Below are 15,468 nucleotides of genomic sequence, written 5' to 3' on the forward strand. Positions count from 1 at the left end.
GGGTGATGACTTCCCAGAATTTACGGAAGAAGACGCTGCTGACGACAGCGAAGCGACTCTAGAGGAACCGGCAGCCGAGCAAGAACCAACCTTTGACGGTGAGGCTGAGCTCAGCGATGACTTCCCAGAATTTACCGAAGAAGACGCCGCTGACGACAGCGAAGCGGCTCTAGAGGAACCAACAGCCGAGGAAGAACCAACCCTTGACGACGAAGTTGAGCTGGGTGATGACTTCCCGGAATTTACCGAAGAAGACGCCGCTGCTGACGAAGACGCGACTGCAGCAGAACCGACAGCCGAGGAAAAGCCAACCCTTGATGACGAGGCAGAGCTCGGCGATGACTTCCCAGAATTTACCGAAGAAGACGCCGCTGAGGACAGCGAAGCGGCTCTAGAGGAACCGACAGCAGAGGAAGAACCAAGTCTTGACGACGAGGCTGAGCTGGGTGATGACTTCCCAGAATTTACGGAAGAAGACGCTGCTGACGACAGCGAAGCGGCTCTAGAGGAACCAACAGCCGAGGAAGAACCAACCCTTGACGACGAAGTTGAGCTGGGTGATGACTTCCCGGAATTTACCGAAGAAGACGCCGCTGCTGACGAAGACGCGACTGCAGCAGAGCTGACAGCCGAGGAAGAGCCAACCCTTGACGACGAAGTTGAGCTCGGCGATGACTTCCCAGAATTTACGGAAGAGGATGCTGCTGACGACAGCGAAGCGATTCTAGAGGAACCAACAGCAGAGCAAGAACCAACCCTTGACGACGAGGCTGAGCTGGGTGATGACTTCCCAGAATTTACGGAAGAAGACGCTGCTACTGACGAAGACGAGGCGGCTGCAGCAGAGCCGGCTGCAGAGGAAGAGCCAACTCTTGACGATGAAGCAGAGCTTGAAGCCGACCAGCTGGCTGATTCCATTGCAGCAGATGATGAGCTTCTTGATGCTGAACAAGCACCCGATGATGTGCCTGAGGTGGATGAAGCCGAAGTCGAACGGGAGTTTATGGCCGAGTTTAGCAAAGAAGACTTTGATTCTTTGCTGAGTGAGTTGGAGGAGCCTGAAGACTTTGAGCAGCCAGAAGCTCAAGACTTTGAGGTCGACTTTGATAGCTTATTACAAGACGAAGCGGGCGAGCTAGGTGAAGCAACAACAGATAGCGATGCTGCGACCGCAGACGAAGACTTTTTAGAAATTGAAGAGTTACTCGAGCAAAGCGATGACGAGGAACCGGAAGTTGAACCTTACACTGGTGCCAATATGGATGTTGGTTTGGGAGACTTTGATGAACTGCTGGCGGGTGAAAACACCACCGATGTGGATCTCGAAGATGAAGGCTTTGCCGCCAAGCTCGACTTAGCCAAAGCTTACATGGAAATTCAAGACTATGATGCGGCCATGAGCACCCTTAATGATGTGATTGATAACGGCCCCGACTCGGTGCAAGCAGAAGCACAATCGCTGAAGGAAAAGCTCAGTACTTCTTAGTAACCACGTCATCATCGCAAACAGCTAAAAGCAGTGATCTTATTCTGGAACACTGCTTTTTTATTGGTATAAATCAAAGTGTATTCTGTCGCTTGCCGGGAACGATTGGCGGCAGCAATGCGGATTATCTCAGCTTGTGCTTTTATTCACGCAGGCAATCGCATAAAATGGCGCTTTTACTCAGGGTGCGACAGAACAATTATGCGAGTAGCGTTAGGCATTGAATATAATGGTGCAAATTACAGTGGTTGGCAAAGACAAAGCCATGTTAGCAGTGTGCAAGAAAAAATAGAGCGCGCTCTGTCGAATATTTGTAATCACCACGTTGATATTACCTGTGCTGGTCGCACCGATGCCGGGGTTCACGCTACCGGACAAATCATTCATTTTGATACTCATGCCGAGCGCGATATGAGTGCGTTTACGCTAGGCATGAACTCACAGCTACCAGATGACATTGCTGTGCGTTTTGCCAAACAAGTGGACCCTGAATTTCATGCGCGCTTTTCTGCAACGGCGAGGCGCTATCGCTACGTCATTTATAATCACCCATATCGACCTGGTATTTTACGTAGTGGCGTAACTCATTTCCATCATGAATTAGACGTAGAGCGCATGAAAGCGGCCTGTCCGGTAATGATAGGTGAGCAAGATTTTACCTCATTTCGCGCGGTGCATTGTCAATCGAATACGCCATTTCGTAACATATTGCACCTTGAGGTGGAGCGGATTGGCAAATACATTGTGATCGACATTAAAGCCAATGCCTTTTTGCATCATATGGTACGAAATATCACCGGGTGTTTATTGGATATTGGCATGGGCAAACAAGAGCCTGGCTGGATGGCGGAGTTACTGGCCGCCAAAGACCGCACTCTGGCCAGCGCCACCGCTAAGCCTAACGGCTTGTACTTGGTGGATGTTGATTATCCTGAGCAGTGGCAAATCGATAAAATGCCATTAGGGCCATTATTTTTACCCGATGAGTTATTTTAACAGGTCATACAAAAGCCCTATGCGTTACTCTTAAGACCAGTTTTTTATATCGTAGATAACTAAATCATGATTTAATTGGGAAAAGTTGTCTGTCTTTGCTGACGGAACAGAATAAAGCACGATAGAGAGTTGCAAATGAGTTGGTTAGAAAAGATCTTACCTAAAACCACTAAGTCTTCTGGTAAGAAAGAGATCCCAGAAGGGGTTTGGGCAAAGTGTACAGATTGTGATTCAATCCTATACAAGGCAGAGTTAGAAAAGTCACTGAACGTCTGCCCTAAGTGTGATCATCATATGCGTATTACGGCACGCAAGCGCTTAGAAAGCTTTTTAGATGATGCCGATCGCCAAGAGCTGGGTGTCGAACACGAGCCGCAAGATGTGCTGAAGTTTAAAGATTCGAAAAAATACTCGGATCGCATCGCTCAGGCGCAAAAGTCAAGCGGCGAAAAAGACGCACTAGTGGCCATGAAAGGCCGTGTGAAAGGCATTCCAGTTGCTGCTGTGGCGTTTGAATTCTCCTTTATGGGTGGCTCAATGGCCTCGGTAGTAGGCGCCCGTTTTGTTGATGCCGTAAATGAGTGTTTAGAGCACAACATGCCACTGGTTTGCTTCTCGGCCTCTGGTGGTGCGCGCATGCAAGAAGCTTTGATGTCGTTAATGCAGATGGCAAAAACCAGTGCTGCATTGGCAAAAATGAGTGAGCGTGGCTTGCCATTTATCTCAGTACTGACCGACCCAACCATGGGTGGGGTGTCGGCGTCACTAGCGATGCTTGGTGACATCAACGTTGCAGAGCCAAAAGCACTGATTGGTTTTGCAGGCCCCCGCGTTATTGAGCAAACGGTACGTGAAACCTTGCCAGAAGGTTTCCAGCGCAGTGAGTTCTTATTAGAGCACGGCGCCATTGACATGATTGTTGACCGCCGTGAAATGCGCGACACCCTTGCGCGTATTTTGGCTAAGTTTATGGACTTGCCATCAACCGAACAAGAGCATAGAGTAGCGTAAAATTTTTTAATTGAGCTACTCATCCTATGACAGTTAACCAGCCTAGCCAATCATCGAGCCTTGATGATTGGCTTTGTTATTTAGAAGCCATTCATCCTGCGACCATTGAAATGGGCCTTGAGCGTGTTGCTGCGGTGGCCAAACAAGCCGGCTTGCTTGATGATTTTAGTAAAATCATTCTCGTTGGTGGCACCAATGGTAAGGGCACCACTGCCCGTTGTCTTGAAACCTTGTTATTAGCACAAGGTTATAGCGTAGGTACCTATGCATCGCCTCACCTTATCCGTTATAACGAGCGAGTGCGCGTCAATGGTGCAGAGCTTGATGATAACTACCATATTGATGCTTTTAAATTTCTCGATGACGCCAGAAAAGACACCGAGCTGACCTATTTTGAGTTTGGTACTCTTGGCGCGTTACATATTTTTAAACGCTGCCAGGTTGATTTTGTGCTGCTTGAGGTAGGACTTGGCGGACGTTATGACGCCACCAACATCGTCACCCCCTATGCTTCCGTGATCACCACCATTGATTTAGACCATAAAGAGTATTTAGGCGATACCCGCGAGCTGGTTGGCTACGACAAAGCTGGTATCTTTAGAGCGAATACTCCCGCGATTGTCGGAGACTTAGCCATACCACATACGGTCACCGACTATGGCGAGGAAATTGGCGCTGATATGGTGCTGTCTAAACGTGACTTTCATTTTAGTGCCACAGATGAGCACTTCCGCTGGCAATATCAAGACCATGATTGGCAATTACTGAAACCTACGATCCCGGCGCAAAACGCCGCCACTGCGCTAACTGTGTTGGCAAAGCTTGGGCTGTTACCAAGCAAAGAGGTGGTAATAGAAAAACTGGCCCAGCTGCAAGTAGAAGGGCGGTTTCAACAATTAAGTGGTGAGCCGTTAGTGTACACCGATGTTGCACACAACCCTGAGTCGGCCCGCTATTTGGCAACTAAGTTGCAACAACTGCAGCAAAAAGGCTTTAAAATTCATGCCTTAGTCGCTATGCTTGCGGATAAGGACAAGGCCAGTGTGTTGGATGCCATTTCCCCTTATATTGATAAGTGGAGTCTTGCCTCGCTGTCGGGCCCACGGGGAGAGCGTGCCGAACACTTATTACCTTTGCTTGATACCAAGCAGCCTGTGGCACAATACAGTGACGTTGAGACCGCATTAGAGAGTGAACTTGCGCAGTTAAGCAACGACCAAGCATTGATTGTATTTGGCTCATTTTTTACCGTGGCAGCGGCCATCCAATACTGGCAAAATAAATAACCGCAACAGCAACCACTCTTAATTAGGGCGGTTGCTATCATTATTTAGTAGAGAGTAACGCAGTGAACTCAGTATTTATTAATCGACTTGTTGGAACCAGTATCGTGGTAGTGGCAGCGGTGATATTCATTCCAAATATCCTCGATGGTGAAAAGGTCCATTATAAAGAAGGGTTTCAAGCTATTCCTGAGCGCCCGGAGTTTAAAACCATCGACTTACAAAGCAAAGTCGATGCTAAAGCCGAAGCCGCTCCTGAGTTGCCACAACCGGTGATTGAACAAGCAACGCCAGATGATGATAAACTTGCTGCTGCCACAGCAGAAAAACCAGCGGATCCTGTCGCTGACAGCGCTGAGCCAGAGCCAGTAAGCAGTAATGACACGGTGGAAGTGGCAAAGCTGACCCGTCCTGCGGATTCTAATTTCAGCCAAATGGCATATGTGATCCAATTAGGCAGCTTTTCTCACAAGTCCAACGTTGCGGCTCTGACCAAAAAACTCAAAGACAACGGTTTTAAGACCTTTACCAAGCCAATACAAACCGCCAATGGCACCCTCACCAAAGTGTTTGTTGGGCCAGATTTAAATAAAGCCGAACTTGAAGCTAAGTTACCAGCATTAAAGAAATTAACCAAATTACAAGGGCGTTTAACCCAGTTTGAAGTGACAAAATGATCTGGCATTTAGCCGCCAAACCTTTTAGAATGCGCCCCACATTAACGACTTATTGGTTACTATGATCTGGGTTGATTACGCCATCGCTGGTATTATTGGTTTGTCGACACTCTTTGGCTTACTGCGTGGTTTTGTCAAAGAAGCGATGTCTCTCGTCGTATGGATCGGCGCCTTTTTCGTCTCCAGCATCTTTTACCAATATCTTGCAACCTTCCTTACATTCATTTCAGAACCCCTTTTAAGAAATGCAGCCGCAATAGCCATACTCTTTATTGCGACCTTGATGTTAGGTGGGCTTGTTAATTATGTCCTGAGCGAGCTGGTTCAACGAACCGGGTTATCAGGCACCGATAGGATCTTTGGGATTGTGTTCGGTGGACTTCGAGGTGTGTTGGTCGTGAGCGCCTTACTCTTTTTCCTTGATGCCTTTACCAGTGCACCCAATACGCAGTGGTGGAAGTCATCAAATTTAATACCTGAATTTGGCTTTGTGATAGAGTGGTTTTTTTCCTACCTAGAACATAACTCCAGCTTTTTAAATTCAGTAAACCGTTAATCGGCGAGGAAATTTTTAATGTGTGGTATCGTTGGGATAGTCGGAACTTCTCCTGTAAATCAGGCGATTTATGACGGCTTAACTGTTTTGCAACACCGCGGTCAAGATGCGGCGGGTATCATTACCATTGACAACAATACGTTTAGCTTAAGAAAGGCCAATGGTTTGGTGAAGGATGTATTCCACACCAGACACATGAAGCGTTTGCAAGGTAACATTGGTATTGGTCACGTACGTTATCCGACAGCGGGCTCATCGAGCTCGGCTGAAGCGCAACCTTTTTACGTCAACTCACCATTTGGTATTGCTCTGGCACACAATGGTAACCTGACCAATGCTGAGCACTTGAAAGAGCGTCTGTTCTCACAAGCTCGCCGCCACGTGAACACCACTTCTGACTCAGAGATTTTATTGAATATTCTAGCGCATGAGCTGGGCAAAACCGATAAAATGAAGTTAGACGCTGAAGACATGTTCCGCGCGGTAACTGACGTAATCGCAATGGCTTCTGGTGGCTACGCCAGTATTGCGATGATCATTGGCCACGGCATTTTAGCGTTTCGTGACCCACACGGTATCCGTCCTTTGGTGTTTGGTAAAAAAGAAACCGACCGTGGCACTGAGTACATGTTTGCCTCGGAAAGCGTGGCATTAGCGATTGATGGCTTTGAATTTGTTCGTGACGTTGCCCCTGGCGAAGCCATTTACGTTACCGAAGATGGCCAATTTTATTCACAAGTATGCGCTGAAAAAACCATGCTTGCGCCATGTATCTTTGAGTTTGTGTACTTTGCTCGTCCAGACTCTAACATCGATAACATGTCGGTGTACGCAACCCGCGTGAACATGGGCACTAAGCTGGGTGAGAAAATTGCCCGCGAATGGTCAGACAAAGACATCGATGTGGTGATCCCAATTCCTGAAACCTCTTGTGATATCGCCTTAGAAATCGCTTCAGTGCTGGGCTTACCGTACCGCCAAGGCTTTGTGAAGAACCGCTACATTGGCCGTACCTTCATCATGCCAGGGCAAGAGATGCGCAAAAAGTCAGTGCGCCGTAAGCTTAACGCCATTGACCGCGAATTTGCTGGTAAAAACGTATTGTTAGTGGACGACTCAATTGTACGTGGTACAACATCGGCACAAATCGTTGAAATGGCCCGCGAGGCCGGTGCTAAAAACGTCTACTTTGCCTCAGCGGCGCCAGAAGTGCGTTTCCCTAATGTCTATGGTATCGATATGCCATCGGCGTCGGAGCTGATTGCCCATGGCCGTGAAGTGGAAGACATTAACGCCAGCATTGGCTCAGATGGCTTAATTTACCAATCGATCACCGACTTAGTGGCGGCAGTAGGTCAAGAAAACCCTGAGATCAAGTGTTTCGAAACCTCGGTCTTCGATGGCCAATACATCACCGGTGATGTTGACCAAGAATACTTGAATTACGTTGACGAGCTGCGTAACGACTCCGCGAAATCGACTCGTGAGCAAGCCATGTCCTCAGGCCTTGAGTTACATAATCAAGAACCAGAAAACGCCGACAACGATTAACGTTTGAGTGCGTTGTAGAGGTAAAAAACCCAAGCTTGGCTTGGGTTTTTTGTTATTGCGACTTGGGTAAAGTGCCTAAATAGTGACTGACGATTTCCTGGTACTGCTTACCTTGCTTAAAGCGCCTTAACTCGCGGTTAAAGTCATCACGTAGCTGTTTATCTTTAAACGCCACACTGGCATCCACAGGAGCAATTAACGGATGCTCTTGAAACCGCTCGAGAGAACGCTTTTTGTCGTGTTGGCGATATATCTAATACGGCAAAGTCAAACCTATCCATACTGAGCATGCGTGGGATAATGGCCATTCGCGCCGATTCAACGTAGTCAGCCTGCTCTGACATGGCCGCAAACTCCTCACCAAAATAACCAGGTGCACCTTGAAAGGTGATCACGGCGTAATCGCTTAAATCACTGATGCTTTGTGGAGCGAGTTGCGCCTTTTTTAGTGAAAACACCATAGGCTTATAGGAGACGATAGCGTCGCTAATGTAAAAGTTCTCTTCATCTTGTGACTGAAAAATCGGCGCCATTAAATCCACGGCAGCGGTTTTTACCAATACTTCAGCGCGACCCAGTGGCACAAATACCAGTTTTACCTCGTAACCCATGCGCTTTAGCACCGCCTTTACCACGTCCAGATCGATGCCGCTATAGGTGGGGTGGTTAATGGTATGGGGTGGACCTTCGCTACTGACCAAAGTCAGCTGCTGGGCATGGCATAATTGTGCCGACAGAAATAAGCTAGCAATTAGGCTGGTTTGCAATAAATGGGTTAAGGTTTTCAGTAACATGTTTGTGGTGCGTGACCGGTTTCCTTATTGTTGTATGATTAGCATACAATGACTGTGGGGAAATGCCTAATTGGACTTTTTTCGTGACGGGTTTCGATGTTCGTCCATAAAAGTAAATGGAGTCATCGGTGCTTGAGGATAGTCAGTAAGAGGAAGAGTGTTCTCACCATCATACTCATTATAAAAAGACTACACATTTTTTTGCTTGTGTGTATTGGGTTTAATTGTCCTCGTGACGGGTTTCAACGCCCGTCCACGGGCGCTGACTGACTTATCGATGCCGCCCAAAGAAAAGTAAGCAAAAGAAAGGGCGCTCCCAGCATCACACTAATACCAGTTTGCTTAATTAAAGGGTCGATTCTGAGGCAAGTAAATCTCGTCAATAACAAGGCAAAAATTTTGCGATTTGGTGGTGCTAAATAATAAATTTTTAACGCAGTTAGTGGCAGATTTACTCCCTCAGAATTGAGCATGTATTAAGCCAAGCTGGTATCGTCCTCAAGTAATCAGCCAATGTTAACGTTACCAGCATGTAAGAGCCGTCCATGGCCCTGACATGCTTTTTCGCGCTTCCTTGCGCGAAATAAGTTAATTGGCTGCTGACTTGAGGGTGTGATGAGGGAGGAGGGCGTTGCTGCTGGAAGCATGTAAAAAATGAAAGTACAAAAGTCAGAACAGTAAGGGGGACCGTTTTACGGTGGATGGATCTGATGCTGGTACAATACTTCGGGTGATGTCAGACATGATTCAAGTGTCTAATAAAACATGAGACCGAATTAGAGAGCTAAACAACATAGGCCAAGATTTATTTCTGAGGCCTTACGGCAATAATATTGACTAACCAGCCTGCTAAAATCTCTGTAAAAGAAACTGGTTCAATTAATGGCTCTGATAAGCAATTTAACGCAGCAGAATGAGTAAGTAAGCTTAATAAACTAAAGCTTTTAATAGTCTCGTTGAGTGTTGACTACTGTGCTGTACTCGTTGTTCTTGCAGAAGTTATATGGCTCTTGAACGTGTTAATGCATAGTTCCAAAAGGTTTACTTAAAAACAAGTGGAAGTCAAGAGAGCAGTAAGTGTAAAAAAATCTAGTTTCTCGCTCATTTTGGCTCTCTGCATTAACCTTTTTTTTCTTTAATATTTAAAAAGTATAATATGGTTGCTGAGATGGCTAGGCTCACTCCATACTCATATACTCTGTCATTACTTAATAATAAAATATCACTTATTAGAGACTTTATTGTAAATACAACGCAAGTAGTAATTAGTAGTTTAGATAGTGTTCCATAAAATTTCTTCATTATTTTCTCCATAAAAGGCCGGCATATATAGACTGATATACGCCGGGCATGATTTATTTTGTGGCGCGGGCGTAAATATCTCTCATTATTGAGCTGAGAACACTAATTGTGCCTCCTGCAAGGCAGGTCTGGCCTGCTAATGGCAGTGACATACCTCCTGTTGCAACTGCAGCACCAGCAACCCCAGCAACGCATCCACCGACAAATTCGGCACCATAGTTTGTACCTCCACTTACCTTTTTTGCTGTATGTAAATTTAATTCTTTCATCATATTAAATTCCTTCTCATTGACTTTAGCACTAACTCTCATCAAAAAAGTTGAGCTGTGTTGTGACTTGATTTTTGAAAAAACTAAGTCAGTATCTTTTCTAGCTTAAAGCTAAAAAATTCATTTCCTATTTAAAATTTAGAGTGCCCTTAGAGGGGGAGATACCAGTATTTCTGTGTTGAAAGATTTATTAAATAACCTTTTTTTAATAAAGCTTGCAAACGGATAAATGCTGATATTGAAAAAATTTTCTTTTTTAAGCGACACTTAGCTGTAATTAGCGCAATAAAAAATTGGCAGTTCGAGCACAGCAGAATTATATTCTGATATCTAAAAGCAATTAGCTGGCTAAGGCTGAACGCAGCCCTCAGGAGAGCAAGTTTAAAAGTGATAATCATATTATAACAGCCATTTATATCCTTTAAATGTCTCTTGAAAGTAGTTGGAGTTAAATTTCTTGTCAAGAAGTTTTTGAGACTTAAATAAGGCCGCTTAATTAATAGGTTTGTATTCGTGGTAAAACCTATAGAGGTATAATCAATGTATTGTTGAGTTTTGTTAACTACCATGCCACTTTGCTTGATAGTTGCGCCAGTAGCCGATGGATTTGCTATTGAGAGGTTGGCGAATTTGCAGCTTGCTGGCGGTGGCGCAGGCATGGGGCGTGTTGTAAAACTCCAAGCTGTTCTCTTGCCATGGCAGGTCACAAAAATCGTATAGGGCTTTCACTTCGGGGGCTTTGCGGCTCACCAGTTGTTCGTAGTGTTGTAGCTTGACCTGTGCTGGGTATTTGTTGGCAAAGTGGGTGGCGAGCATGGCGTAGTCGTCGTAAAAGCTCTTGATATTGTCCAGTGAGAACGCGTAATGATGAAATGGGCTTTGCACTTGGTACGCTTGGCGGTAGTTGGCGATACAGCAGTCTGCTTTACCGCGTAGCATTAAGATGATTTTGGCGCTCGGGAAGCAAGCTAAAATAAAGTCGATGTAGTAGAAGTTAAACGGCTGCTTATCGCAGCCTCGTGCATGTTGCCCCTTTAGTGATAGATATCTTTGGCGGTAACGCTCATAAAGGCCGTTGAGCGGCGCTTTTGCTGCGGCGGCCATAATATCTGGGCTCAATACGGCTGGGTCTTGATTGCCGGCAATATGCTTGACGGCCAATGGCAGATCATTAAGTTCACCAAGCGAAGCCACCTCCTGGCTCTGTTGCAGTAGTTTATCTACCAAGGTGGTACCGGAGCGCGGCATACCCATGACAAAAATCGGCGCTTGTTCCGAGTGTGCTAACTGGTTTAGCTCGGGCGCTTGAGTAATTAACGACTGGCAAAACGCTTGGTGCTTATCTGCAGCAAAGTGAATGTTGCCAGCGACGGCGTTTTTGCTGTTGTGAAAACACGCAAAAGCTTGCTGGTACTCTTTTAACTTTTCATACTGTAATGCCATGGCGTGGTACACAAGCTGTTGCTCGGTGGCCAGTTTTGGGGTGTTGAGTAGGGATTGTAATTGTTCAATATGATCACCGGCTACACTCACAGGGCTTTGTTCGGCGAACATTAAATGCGCTTTAACATGACTGGGTGCCACGCTTAAAGCTTGCTGTAGCAGAGCTTCAGCTTGTTCAGGTTGCGCCATAATGGTGTGACTAATGGCACCATTGAGCAAAATGTCGGGGTTGTTGTTAGCAAGTGCTGTGGCGCGAGTATAGAGCTCATGGGCCTGTGGGTAGTTGCCTAAGCGAGTATGTAAGTTGCCTAAGGTATCGAGCATTACAGCATCATCAAGATCACTGTATTGCAGCTGCTCGAGGGTTTGCTGGCACTCATCCAGCGCGCCAAGCTGATAGTAACATTTGGCCAGCTCTGTAAGGTATAAAGGCAGAGGTGCCAAGGCTGCGGCTTTTTGCAGTATTTGCCGTGCCTTTGCCAGATCACCAGCCGTTTTATTAATTTCAGCCAGCAAATACCAACTGTGGTGATCTTCGCCATTGCGTTGCAATTTTTCCACCACAAGCTGATGAGCTTGGCTTATCTGCTGCTTTTGTAACAGCTGCTGTACGTGTTGTGTGTATGAATTCATAAAATAAAGGGCAGTTTACACTGCCCTGAGGATATCAAAGTTCAAAGTTGTAGGTAAACTTCACGCCCACAGTGCGCGGGGTGGTGATGTAATGACCATAAACCCGTTGTAGCTCAGGCAGGTTACGGTTCTTATCTTCAAAGCGTGCCATTCCGGCCCATGACTTATCACGTCGGGTAGAAGTAAAGGCGTACTTATCAAATAAGTTATTGACGTAGAAAGTGGCAGACCACATATCGCCCGCGACTTTTGCAGATAGGTTACTTAGGGCATAGCCTGGTAAAATTTCGCCATCGGCTTTTAACCCTACTTTGGTGTAAACATCACTTTGTGCCGTTAAACCATAGTTGATATTCAGTAGCTTATCGCCAAACACTTCAGTTTCATAGCTTACTCCCATGGATGCTTGATGCTCTGGAGCGCCTGGGAGGCGGTCGCCATCGCTGCCATCATAATAAGGCTGCATTAAGGCAATCTCAGCGGCGCTGTAGTCTTCTGCTTTAAAGACATCAAATAGCGCTGGCGCGTCTTCGGTTAGTTCCGCTTTGGCGTAAGAGTAAGTGGCGTAAACGGTCCAGTTATCATTGATAATGGCACGTGTAGATAACTCAACCCCTTGTGAGCGCGCCGTACCGGCATTGGCGGTAATGATCTCTTGGCCGTTTACCGTGGTGGCTTGAATTTGCGCGTCCTGCCAATCGACGTTAAAAATAGCGGCATTGAAGTGCAACTTGTTTTTAAACCAAGTTGATTTCAAGCCCAGCTCATAGTTGGTGGTGGTGTCTGGCTCATAAGCCAACTCATTGGGCAGCGCACAGACAATTTGTTGTTCAGGCAGTTGCTCAGGACAAGATTCTAGGCCGTTACTGCCACCGATACGGAACCCTTCGCTGACGGTAAAGTAGCTAACGATGCCATTGTCAAAGGTGTAGCTGGCATTAAACTTAAATAGGCTGCCATTGTCACTGGCTGAAGTAGCCTCCAGTGGTACATCGTCAACCGATGAGTAAATGATATCGCTCCAAACATCGTAAAGTGGGATAGCTGAGCCTGATTGCGACTCAATGTCGTACTCATAAAAACGCGCACCGAAGGTCACGTTAAATTGCTCAGTAAAGGCATAACCCACCTCACCAAATAACGCTTTTTCAGTGGTTTCTGATTCTGAAAGGGCGATGTATTCTAGATCGGGCTCAATATTGGGAATATCACTGCCATAGTCGAAATTATCAAACCCAGGTGCGTATTCGCGGTCATCCGATTTGGTCTCGAATTTATTGTAGTAGCCACCCACAATCCAATTCCAAGGACCTGAGTGGGTAGATACTAAGCGCAGCTCTTAGGTGAAGCTATCTTGAACGCTGGTGTCTTTGGTGTAGCCCACAAACGCTGGGAAGTTGGCGTACCCACTCCAAATATCATAAAGCAAATCAGTTTGGTCTCGTTGACCTACTTGGTCGTAGCTAGACCAACCCGAGGCAGAGACTAGCTCGGCAAAGTCTAAGTCGGCTTTCAGCTCTAGGCTTAACAGTGTGTCTTCTTGTTCGTTTGGCTCTTCCACTCGGTAAGCCGATTGGTATTTGCCAATTTGATCATGCAGTGGGTTTTGTTCACTGATGCTACCGTACTGGGTAATCGAGTTACCGCCATGTTCTTGCTTTTGATAGAAGTAGTTTAACGTCCCTTCAAACGCAGAAGTTGGTGCCCAGCGCAGTGATATTCTTGCTGTGGTAATGTCTTCGTCGTTGGCGTCTTTCACCTGCTTTAAATTGCTCGATACTTGCTCCGAGTTGCTCCAATCTGGATCGGGTAAAGACACACCAGGTTCGCGCACCACATAGTTATAATCTAAGTATCCAGGGTTACTGTAATGATTAATGCTGGCGCGCACGGCCAATTCATCTTGGATCAATGGAGTGTTAAACACCAATCCAGCCTCACCGCCTGTGCCATCACTTTCTGAAAGGGTAAAGACGTCACCGGTAATTTGCCCTTCAGTAATATCAAGTACTGGCTGCTTTAACATGTAGCGGATGGCGCCACCGAGCGTACCAGCACCGTACAGGGTGCCTTGCGGGCCAATGAGTACTTCAACGCGCTGAATATCAGTTAAGCGTAAATTGATATTAAGAGGGATCTCACCTAGGTAGGTTGCAACCGTGCCGCTGTCAGAAGCGCGCTCTGATGAGTTGGTGTTAAGACCGCGCACAATAATAGGCGAGCCTTCACGGCCGCCTTGATCGGTAATAGTAAGACCAGGTACCCAGCGCGCAACATCTTCGAGCTGAGCTATGTTCTGATCTTTCATGACATCGGCGTCCATGGCGGTAATGTTCAATGGCGCCTCTTGCGCCGAGCCGCTTCGACGGGTCGCGGTTACTTCAATCACTTCAATTGATTTTTCTGCCTTTGGCGCCGACTCGGCATAGGCACTGATTGGACTGATTAAAAACGTGCTGGCGATAGCGCTTGCCAACAGACTAGGTTTAAATCGAGACATTATTATTATTCCCATTTTGATGATAAAGCAAAGCTAGAGTAGTAATACAAAAGCATGTTAGGAATTGATTAACAAGAGGTTGAAATCGGGAAGGAAATGTTTATGCGGCTAACGCGTTTAACTATCCGGTTAAAACCCAAAATAAGTGAATACTCTTGCAAAAAAAATTATAAAAAAGTGTTAGCTATTTAAAAGTCTTGGGTGTTTTGTACTCTATTGCATAAAAAATTCACTTTAAGGTGTATGAATAAACATCGTTTTGCTGTTTTAAACAGCTAGCTTGTTAAGTTTGTTAATTTCATAACTGGGTCTCACCGTGACCACTACGCAGATCATAGAAAAGCAAAAAGTAATGCTTTTGCTAGTTTTATCTACAAATTCAAATTACCTGCTTATTAATTGCGGTTAATTGTTCAAGTTAGGCCTAAAAATAAGTGCATAAAAAGGTAAGTTGGCTAATGCGCTTATTTTTAAACCAATGCTGCAGTTTGCTTTGTTGACTTTTTATGCGTAAAAAGAGTTTTATTTTCTATATATATTCACTAAGTGTGAATATATATTCTTATTTGGCGGGATTTTACCTGAAGTTTTTCTTGGTGTGTAGTCTTAAGTGTAGAAAATATCGATTTTAAGTCGTTCGTTAGTAAAGTCAGGTAATACTGAGCTTTTATGGTGTACAGGTATAGCCTCAAACACTTGCCTGCGAGGCTAGGTTATAAGAAGAGCATGATGCTTCACATGCTCAAGGTGGGGGGAGGTAATACGAGCGAATGTGGCAAATGTTGCCCACTAAGCAGGTTTGATCATTGCCTGATATAACATGCCCATTTCAAAGGCGATACCACCTTGTGGCTGCCAGCCGGCTTCAAGGAGTTCATTGACGGCTTGTTCCAAAGCATTCGGGGTTTCTCCATACAGTATTTTGTAGTGCATACTTATCCTTAAATTATGAGTTAAACGTAAGCCC

General features: G+C 45.8%; 12 protein-coding genes and 1 pseudogene. 7 read left to right on the forward strand and 6 right to left on the reverse strand.

The genetic code is table 11. The features are described from left to right. From ACNKW2_RS11815 to purF, 7 genes are all read left to right on the forward strand, one after another. A partial coding sequence (locus ACNKW2_RS11815; protein WP_419148752.1) for a FimV/HubP family polar landmark protein occupies nucleotides 1-1,486 on the forward strand: 1,486 nt, incomplete at its 5' end. Nucleotides 1,487-1,687: 201 nt separating this feature from the next. Further along, nucleotides 1,688-2,482 (forward strand): tRNA pseudouridine(38-40) synthase TruA, encoded by a 795-nt coding sequence (truA, locus tag ACNKW2_RS11820; RefSeq protein ID WP_336565637.1) that lies wholly within the window; start codon nucleotides 1,688-1,690, stop codon nucleotides 2,480-2,482. A gap of 135 nt (nucleotides 2,483-2,617) precedes the next feature. Then, nucleotides 2,618-3,493 (forward strand): acetyl-CoA carboxylase, carboxyltransferase subunit beta, encoded by an 876-nt coding sequence (accD, locus tag ACNKW2_RS11825; RefSeq protein WP_419148753.1) that lies wholly within the window; start codon nucleotides 2,618-2,620, stop codon nucleotides 3,491-3,493. A 26-nt stretch (nucleotides 3,494-3,519) separates the two neighbouring features. Beyond that, the gene (gene folC, locus ACNKW2_RS11830; protein ID WP_419148754.1) at nucleotides 3,520-4,779 is read left to right on the forward strand and encodes a bifunctional tetrahydrofolate synthase/dihydrofolate synthase; all 1,260 of its coding nucleotides are present in this window, start codon (nucleotides 3,520-3,522) and stop codon (nucleotides 4,777-4,779) included. 62 nt (nucleotides 4,780-4,841) lie between these two features. After that, nucleotides 4,842-5,453, forward strand: coding sequence for an SPOR domain-containing protein (locus tag ACNKW2_RS11835; protein ID WP_419148755.1), 612 nt, complete (start codon nucleotides 4,842-4,844; stop codon nucleotides 5,451-5,453). 61 nt (nucleotides 5,454-5,514) lie between these two features. Continuing rightward, entirely contained in the window at nucleotides 5,515-6,009 is a 495-nt protein-coding gene (locus ACNKW2_RS11840; RefSeq protein WP_419148756.1) for a CvpA family protein, read from the forward strand. 18 nt (nucleotides 6,010-6,027) lie between these two features. After that, entirely contained in the window at nucleotides 6,028-7,560 is a 1,533-nt protein-coding gene (purF, locus tag ACNKW2_RS11845) for an amidophosphoribosyltransferase (RefSeq protein WP_419148757.1), read from the forward strand. Nucleotides 7,561-7,612: 52 nt separating this feature from the next. Here purF and ACNKW2_RS11850 read toward each other — a convergent pair whose 3' ends face one another. From ACNKW2_RS11850 to ACNKW2_RS11875, 6 genes and pseudogenes are all read right to left on the reverse strand, one after another. Further along, nucleotides 7,613-7,735, reverse strand: a complete 123-nt coding sequence (locus ACNKW2_RS11850; RefSeq protein WP_419148758.1) for a hypothetical protein — start codon at nucleotides 7,733-7,735, stop codon at nucleotides 7,613-7,615. Further along, nucleotides 7,725-8,354 carry a substrate-binding periplasmic protein gene (locus tag ACNKW2_RS11855; protein WP_419148759.1) on the reverse strand — a complete coding sequence of 210 codons (630 nt, stop codon included), beginning with the start codon at nucleotides 8,352-8,354 and terminating at the stop codon, nucleotides 7,725-7,727. The genes ACNKW2_RS11850 and ACNKW2_RS11855 overlap by 11 nt, the downstream gene beginning before the upstream one ends. 1,355 nt (nucleotides 8,355-9,709) lie before the next feature. Continuing rightward, a complete protein-coding gene (locus tag ACNKW2_RS11860; protein WP_419148760.1) occupies nucleotides 9,710-9,928 on the reverse strand; it encodes a hypothetical protein in 219 nt (72 codons plus the stop codon). A 555-nt stretch (nucleotides 9,929-10,483) separates the two neighbouring features. Beyond that, a complete protein-coding gene (locus ACNKW2_RS11865; RefSeq protein WP_419148761.1) occupies nucleotides 10,484-12,001 on the reverse strand; it encodes a tetratricopeptide repeat-containing sulfotransferase family protein in 1,518 nt (505 codons plus the stop codon). 34 nt (nucleotides 12,002-12,035) lie between these two features. After that, nucleotides 12,036-14,501, reverse strand: a pseudogene (locus ACNKW2_RS11870) (TonB-dependent receptor). Between the two features lie 789 nt (nucleotides 14,502-15,290). Continuing rightward, nucleotides 15,291-15,434: a DUF1737 domain-containing protein gene (locus tag ACNKW2_RS11875; RefSeq protein WP_419148762.1), complete on the reverse strand. Its 144-nt coding sequence runs from the start codon at nucleotides 15,432-15,434 to the stop codon at nucleotides 15,291-15,293. Between the last annotated feature and the right edge of the window lie 34 nt (nucleotides 15,435-15,468).

Source organism: Pseudoalteromonas 'SMAR', assembly GCF_048515945.1.
In the GTDB taxonomy this organism is placed as follows: Bacteria; Pseudomonadota; Gammaproteobacteria; order Enterobacterales; family Alteromonadaceae; genus Pseudoalteromonas.

Coding starts and splice junctions, on each gene's coding strand:
- ACNKW2_RS11860 (WP_419148760.1), bottom strand. CDS start 9,928: ATGATGAAAGAATTAAATTTACATACAGCAAAAAAGGTAAGTGGAGGT.
- ACNKW2_RS11855 (WP_419148759.1), bottom strand. CDS start 8,354: ATGTTACTGAAAACCTTAACCCATTTATTGCAAACCAGCCTAATTGCT.
- folC (WP_419148754.1), top strand. CDS start 3,520: ATGACAGTTAACCAGCCTAGCCAATCATCGAGCCTTGATGATTGGCTT.
- ACNKW2_RS11875 (WP_419148762.1), bottom strand. CDS start 15,434: ATGCACTACAAAATACTGTATGGAGAAACCCCGAATGCTTTGGAACAA.
- accD (WP_419148753.1), top strand. CDS start 2,618: ATGAGTTGGTTAGAAAAGATCTTACCTAAAACCACTAAGTCTTCTGGT.
- truA (WP_336565637.1), top strand. CDS start 1,688: ATGCGAGTAGCGTTAGGCATTGAATATAATGGTGCAAATTACAGTGGT.
- ACNKW2_RS11840 (WP_419148756.1), top strand. CDS start 5,515: ATGATCTGGGTTGATTACGCCATCGCTGGTATTATTGGTTTGTCGACA.
- ACNKW2_RS11865 (WP_419148761.1), bottom strand. CDS start 12,001: ATGAATTCATACACACAACACGTACAGCAGCTGTTACAAAAGCAGCAG.
- purF (WP_419148757.1), top strand. CDS start 6,028: ATGTGTGGTATCGTTGGGATAGTCGGAACTTCTCCTGTAAATCAGGCG.